Genomic DNA, 5,023 nt, shown 5'->3' with positions numbered 1-5,023 from the left:
GTGTTGTTGCTCGGCCACCCGTTGGATGGCGATGTGTTGCTGGCACATATTCGCGAAACGGCTGACCACGCGCCGGTGAAAAAACCGACCACCTACAGCATCGTCGGTGCCGGTTCGCAGATCCTGCGGGACCTCGGTGTGCGCAAAATGCGCCTGATGAGCGCACCGATGAAATTTAATGCGATATCCGGTTTCGATCTGGAAGTTGTAGAATACGTGCCCTCCGAATAAAGGCCGGCGATTTTTGCCCCTTGTTCGCGGTTAAATCATCACTAAGGGACGCCCTTTTCGCGTCCCGGCTCTTTAAGAGATTTGTCGAATGACCCTGAAGACCATCGAAGGTACCTTCATCGCCCCCAAAGGCCGCTATGCCCTGGTGGTTGGCCGCTTCAACAGCTTCGTGGTTGAAAGCCTGGTAAGCGGTGCCGTGGACGCCCTGGTTCGCCACGGTGTGAGCGAAAGCGATATCACCATCATCCGTGCCCCTGGCGCCTTCGAAATCCCACTGGTTGCGCAAAAAGTCGCGCAACAGGCTGAATACGCGGCGATCATCGCCCTGGGCGCGGTCATTCGTGGCGGTACCCCGCACTTCGAATACGTGGCGGGCGAATGCACCAAGGGCTTGGCCCAGGTGTCCATGGAGTTCGGCGTGCCAGTCGCTTTCGGCGTACTGACCGTTGATTCCATCGAGCAAGCCATCGAGCGTTCCGGCACCAAGGCCGGCAACAAAGGCGCTGAAGCTGCCCTGTCCGCCCTGGAAATGGTCAGCCTGCTGTCGCAGTTGGAGGCCAAGTGATTTCCGACGAGAGCGATCGTTTCAACCCACGCGACCCACGCCCAGCGGACGCCGGCAAGCCGTCCAAGAACGAGAAGCGTCGCGCTGCTCGTCAGTTGGCAACCCAGGCGCTGTACCAGCGTCATTTGGCGGGCGCCTCGTTGAACGAAATCGAAGCACAGTTTCGCGTCGACAACGATTTCACCTTTGCCGATCTGCCGTACTTCCACGACATCCTGCACGGTGTGCATGCCCACCTGACCGAGATCGACACGGCCCTGGCGCCTTGCCTGGACCTGACCCTCGAAGAGTTGGACCCGGTTGAGCTGTGCGTGATGCGCCTGTCTGCCTGGGAGCTGCTGTATCGCGTCGACGTGCCGTACCGCGTGGTGATCAACGAAGGTATCGAACTGGCGAAAGTCTACGGTTCGACCGACGGCCACAAGTTCGTCAACGGCGTGCTCGACAAGCTGGCTCCGCGCCTGCGTGAAGCCGAAGTAAAGGAGCACAAGCGCTGATCCGCGCTTGAGCTACCGTGGGCGAGTTTGAGCTGATCCGCAGATACTTCGCCGCCGCGCCTTGTGCGCAGGGCGGTGAAGGCATTGCCTTGGGGATCGGCGACGACTGCGCCTTGCTGGCGCTCCCCGCTGGGGAGCAACTGGCCGTTTCTACCGATACGCTGGTGGCCGGTGTGCACTTCGCCGACCCTTGCGATCCCTTCCTGCTCGGTCAGCGCTCGCTGGCCGTGGCGGTGAGCGACTTGGCTGCCATGGGTGCCAACCCTCTAGCGTTTACCCTTGCACTCACTACCCCGACGGTCGATGCCGATTGGTTGCAACGCTATGCCCAAGGTTTGAACGCGATGGCACAGCGCTGTGGCGTGGGCCTGATCGGTGGCGACACCACCCGCGGGCCACTGAGTTTGACCCTGACCGTGTTTGGCCGTGTCCCGGCCGGGCAGGCGTTGACGCGCAGCGGGGCACGGCCGGGCGATCTGCTGTGTGTCGGTGGCGAGTTGGGTAACGCCGCGGGTGCCTTGCCGTTGGTACTGAGCCAGCGCAGTGCCCAGGCCAGCATCGCCGAGCCGTTGCTGGCGCATTACTGGTCGCCGCAACCGCAGTTGGCCTTGGGGCTGGCATTGCGGGGCAAGGCGACGTCCGCGATGGATATCTCCGATGGGTTGTTGGCTGATTGCGGGCATATCGCCAAGGCGTCGTCTGTCGGTCTGTTGGTTGAGTGTCAGAAGTTACCGCTGTCCACGGCCTTGCTGGCGTTTGTTGGCGAGGACGAGGCGCGCGTGGCCGCCTTGAGCGGGGGCGACGACTACGTGCTGGCGTTTACCCTGCCACCTGCCGAGTTGGCGCCGTTGCTGGCTGATGGCTGGCCGATCCATGTGATCGGTCGGGTCGAGGCGGGGCAGGGCGTGACGCTGCTCGACGCGCACGGGCAGGACATCACCCCGGCCGTGCACGGTTACCAGCATTTTCGAGAAGCGCCGTAAACTGGCGACCTGCGCTAACCTCTATACGGTTCACGCCGTGTAGGAGGTCGTCACCATGCCTGTGCGTTACTGGCTGCTGATAGCGCTGTGTACTGTCGTGCCGCTGGTGCAGGCGGACGCCGCCGAACCTCCCGGCAAAATCATGCTGGCCAGCGAAGAATGGAACGACTACACCAACCGAGATGGCAGCGGCCTGGCCTGGGACGTTTTGCGCCAGATCTTCGAGCCGGTGGGCATCACTGTGCAAAGCCGCAGCGTGCCTTATACACGCTCTGTAGGCCTGGCCCAGCGCGGTGAGGTGGATGGCTGGGTCGGTTCTTATCGTGACGAGGCCGACGGTGTGCTGTACCCCCACTGGAACTTCGACTCCGACCACATCTACGCGCTTGGGCTGGCCACCGCGCCAGCGCCGAGCCTCGCCACTCTGGGCAAGTACCGTCTGGCCTGGGTGCGTGGCTATAAGTACGAGGAGTACTTGCCCAATGTGCAGCACTTCGAGCAGATCGAGCGCCGCAACGGCATTCTGTTGATGCTGCAACACGGACGCGCCGATTTTTATATCGATGCGCTCAGCGAAGCCAAATATGTCCTCGCTCGGGCAGACGACCCCACACAATTCAAGCTCACCCACATTGCCGAACTACCGCTGTACATAGGGTTTGCCGATAACGAGCGTGGGCGCGCCCTGATGGTCGTGTATGACCAGCGGGTGGCCGCCCTGGTCAAAAGCGGCGAGCTGAAGCCGATTTTCGAGCGCTGGAAACAGCCTTATCCGTTCTGACCTGCATAGAACCAGGTCGAAGGCCAATCGAACCGATTGATCTTTATCAGCGATAATTCAGCTTAAGCGTCTGTAGGAACCTGCTGTTACAATGACCGCCTCTGTGAAATCTGAAATCAGGAGCACACGGTGCCCGTCGTTTTCGTCGCCGCTTCCAAGCTGCCTACCCCTTTTGCCACGTTCACCATGAACGGCTTCCTCGAAGAGGCCACCGGGCGCGAGCACGTTGTGCTCAGCCTGGGTGACATCGCCGACGGCGCGCCAGTGCTGGGTCGTGTGCACTCCGAATGCCTGACCGGTGACGCACTGTTCAGCCAGCGCTGCGATTGTGGTTCGCAACTGGAAGCTGCACTGCGCGCCATCGCCCGTGAAGGCCGAGGCGTGTTGTTGTACCTGCGTCAGGAAGGTCGTGGCATTGGCCTGATGAACAAGATCCGCGCCTATGAGTTGCAAGATGGCGGCGCCGATACCGTCGAAGCCAACGAGCGCCTGGGTTTTGCCGCCGACCAGCGTGACTACGGCATCTGCCTGCCGATGCTGGAACATCTGGGGGTGAAATCCCTGCGCCTGATGACCAACAACCCGCGCAAGGTCAAAGCCTTGACCGAGATGGGCATCACCGTGGCCGAGCGCGTACCGCTGCACACCGGGCACAACCCGCATAACAAGCTCTACCTGGCGACCAAGGCCAGCAAGCTCGATCACATGATGGGCAACGAGCATCAGGGCGAGGTCGACCGCGCGTGACCCGCGGCCAGGTGAAACGGCGACTGTCCTTCAACTGGTGGCAGTACCTGGCCCTGGCCCTGCTGCCCTTGTTCGTGATCAACCTGGTGTTCGGCCAAGTCGAACCCTTGTTGCCCGTACTGGCCATGCCGTTCTTTATCGCCGGCGTGGCCTCGATGTTTCTGAGCCTGCGTTACTTCAACGGCTATAAACACGCACTGATCGCCACCGCCAAAGCCCTCGATACCCACGATGAACCGGCCGCCTGGCTCACCCTCGCGGCCCGCCGACGCACGGCGCTGATGGTGGCGGCCTTGCCGGCCTGGATCGGTGCGCTGGCGGTATTCGTCGGCCTGGAAGCGGTGCCCCTATGCCTGCTGGCGCTGTCGACTGGGGTGCTGTTCTACCTCTACCGCATTCCGCGTCAGTTGGGATGAAGCGCTACTGGTTGGCGGTGTTGCTGGTGTTCAGTGTCCAGGCGGTGGCGGTTGAGCGTGTCGTCAGCCTGGCGCCGTCCCTCTCTGAAATCGTGGTTGAACTGGGGGCTGCCGACCTGTTGGTGGGTGTGCTCGACGGTGGCGAACGGCCCGCTGCATTGGCCAAAGTGCCCTCGGTGGGGCAATACGGCCAGTTGGACATGGAACGCTTGCTCAGCCTCAAGCCGGACCTGATCCTGCTGTGGCCCGGCAGCGTCGGCCCGGCCCAACGCGAGCAACTGCAGCGCCTGAATATCCCCGTGTATGTCGCCGAACCCCACAGCCTTGAACAGTTGACCACCCAAGTCCAAGCCATTGCCCAGCAGTTAGGGCGGGCCGAAGCGGGCCGGCAGTTGTCTGGGCAGTTGCGTCAACGCTTGGCCGAACTGCGTCAGCGCTATCAACGTGCCGAGCCCCTGCGGGTGTTTTACCAAGTGTGGAACCAGCCGCTGTATACCGTCGGCGGCGGGCAGATCATCAGCGATGCGCTCAGTGTGTGCGGTGCACGCAATGTGTTCGATGACCTGAAGCTGCCCGCGCCGCAGGTGAGCATCGAGTCGGTGTTGCAGCGTAACCCCGACTTGATTCTGGTAGGCGACCAGGCTCAGAAGGAAGCCTGGAAGGTCTGGCCCGCTATGGTGACGCGGGTGCGGTTGGTGCCCGACAAAGGCCTGGAGCGGCCCAGCGGGCAGATGCTGGAGGCTGTGGCGCGGTTGTGTCAGGTAATTGCTTCGAGGCTTTGAGATCGCTATCGGGGGCAAGCC

Annotated in this window: 7 protein-coding genes and 1 pseudogene; all 8 read left to right on the top strand. The window is 62.1% G+C overall.

Annotated elements, in window-relative coordinates:
* Positions 1-231 (top strand): annotated as a pseudogene (locus ACRESD_RS03780) (bifunctional 3,4-dihydroxy-2-butanone-4-phosphate synthase/GTP cyclohydrolase II); the annotation flags it as partial.
* Between the two features lie 88 nt (positions 232-319).
* Entirely contained in the window at positions 320-796 is a 477-nt protein-coding gene (ribH, locus tag ACRESD_RS03775; protein WP_034100965.1) for a 6,7-dimethyl-8-ribityllumazine synthase, read from the top strand.
* Entirely contained in the window at positions 793-1,293 is a 501-nt protein-coding gene (gene nusB, locus ACRESD_RS03770) for a transcription antitermination factor NusB (RefSeq protein WP_431749696.1), read from the top strand. The genes ribH and nusB overlap by 4 nt, the downstream gene beginning before the upstream one ends.
* A 17-nt stretch (positions 1,294-1,310) precedes the next feature.
* Entirely contained in the window at positions 1,311-2,276 is a 966-nt protein-coding gene (gene thiL / locus ACRESD_RS03765; protein ID WP_431749695.1) for a thiamine-phosphate kinase, read from the top strand.
* Between the two features lie 55 nt (positions 2,277-2,331).
* The gene (locus tag ACRESD_RS03760) at positions 2,332-3,057 is read left to right on the top strand and encodes a substrate-binding periplasmic protein (protein ID WP_431749694.1); all 726 of its coding nucleotides are present in this window, start codon (positions 2,332-2,334) and stop codon (positions 3,055-3,057) included.
* Positions 3,058-3,186: 129 nt separating this feature from the next.
* The gene (ribA, locus tag ACRESD_RS03755; protein WP_123717382.1) at positions 3,187-3,804 is read left to right on the top strand and encodes a GTP cyclohydrolase II; all 618 of its coding nucleotides are present in this window, start codon (positions 3,187-3,189) and stop codon (positions 3,802-3,804) included.
* On the top strand, positions 3,801-4,220 hold the full coding sequence (locus ACRESD_RS03750) for an MFS transporter (protein WP_431749693.1): 420 nt from the start codon (positions 3,801-3,803) through the stop codon (positions 4,218-4,220). Before ribA ends, ACRESD_RS03750 begins: the two co-directional genes overlap by 4 nt.
* Positions 4,217-5,002, top strand: a complete 786-nt coding sequence (locus ACRESD_RS03745; RefSeq protein ID WP_431749692.1) for a cobalamin-binding protein — start codon at positions 4,217-4,219, stop codon at positions 5,000-5,002. Before ACRESD_RS03750 ends, ACRESD_RS03745 begins: the two co-directional genes overlap by 4 nt.
* Positions 5,003-5,023 lie beyond the last annotated feature (21 nt).

It is taken from the genome of Pseudomonas sp. (assembly GCF_050739995.1).
Taxonomy (GTDB): domain Bacteria; phylum Pseudomonadota; class Gammaproteobacteria; order Pseudomonadales; family Pseudomonadaceae; genus Aquipseudomonas.
The sequence above is the reverse complement of the archived record's forward strand: the minus strand, read 5'-3'. Positions and strand labels throughout refer to the sequence as shown.

What these genes read in the sequence shown, in the direction of transcription:
- ribH (WP_034100965.1), top strand. Translation starts at nt 320, where the DNA reads ATGACCCTGAAGACCATCGAAGGTACCTTCATCGCCCCCAAAGGCCGC.
- ACRESD_RS03745 (WP_431749692.1), top strand. Translation starts at nt 4,217, where the DNA reads ATGAAGCGCTACTGGTTGGCGGTGTTGCTGGTGTTCAGTGTCCAGGCG.
- ACRESD_RS03760 (WP_431749694.1), top strand. Translation starts at nt 2,332, where the DNA reads ATGCCTGTGCGTTACTGGCTGCTGATAGCGCTGTGTACTGTCGTGCCG.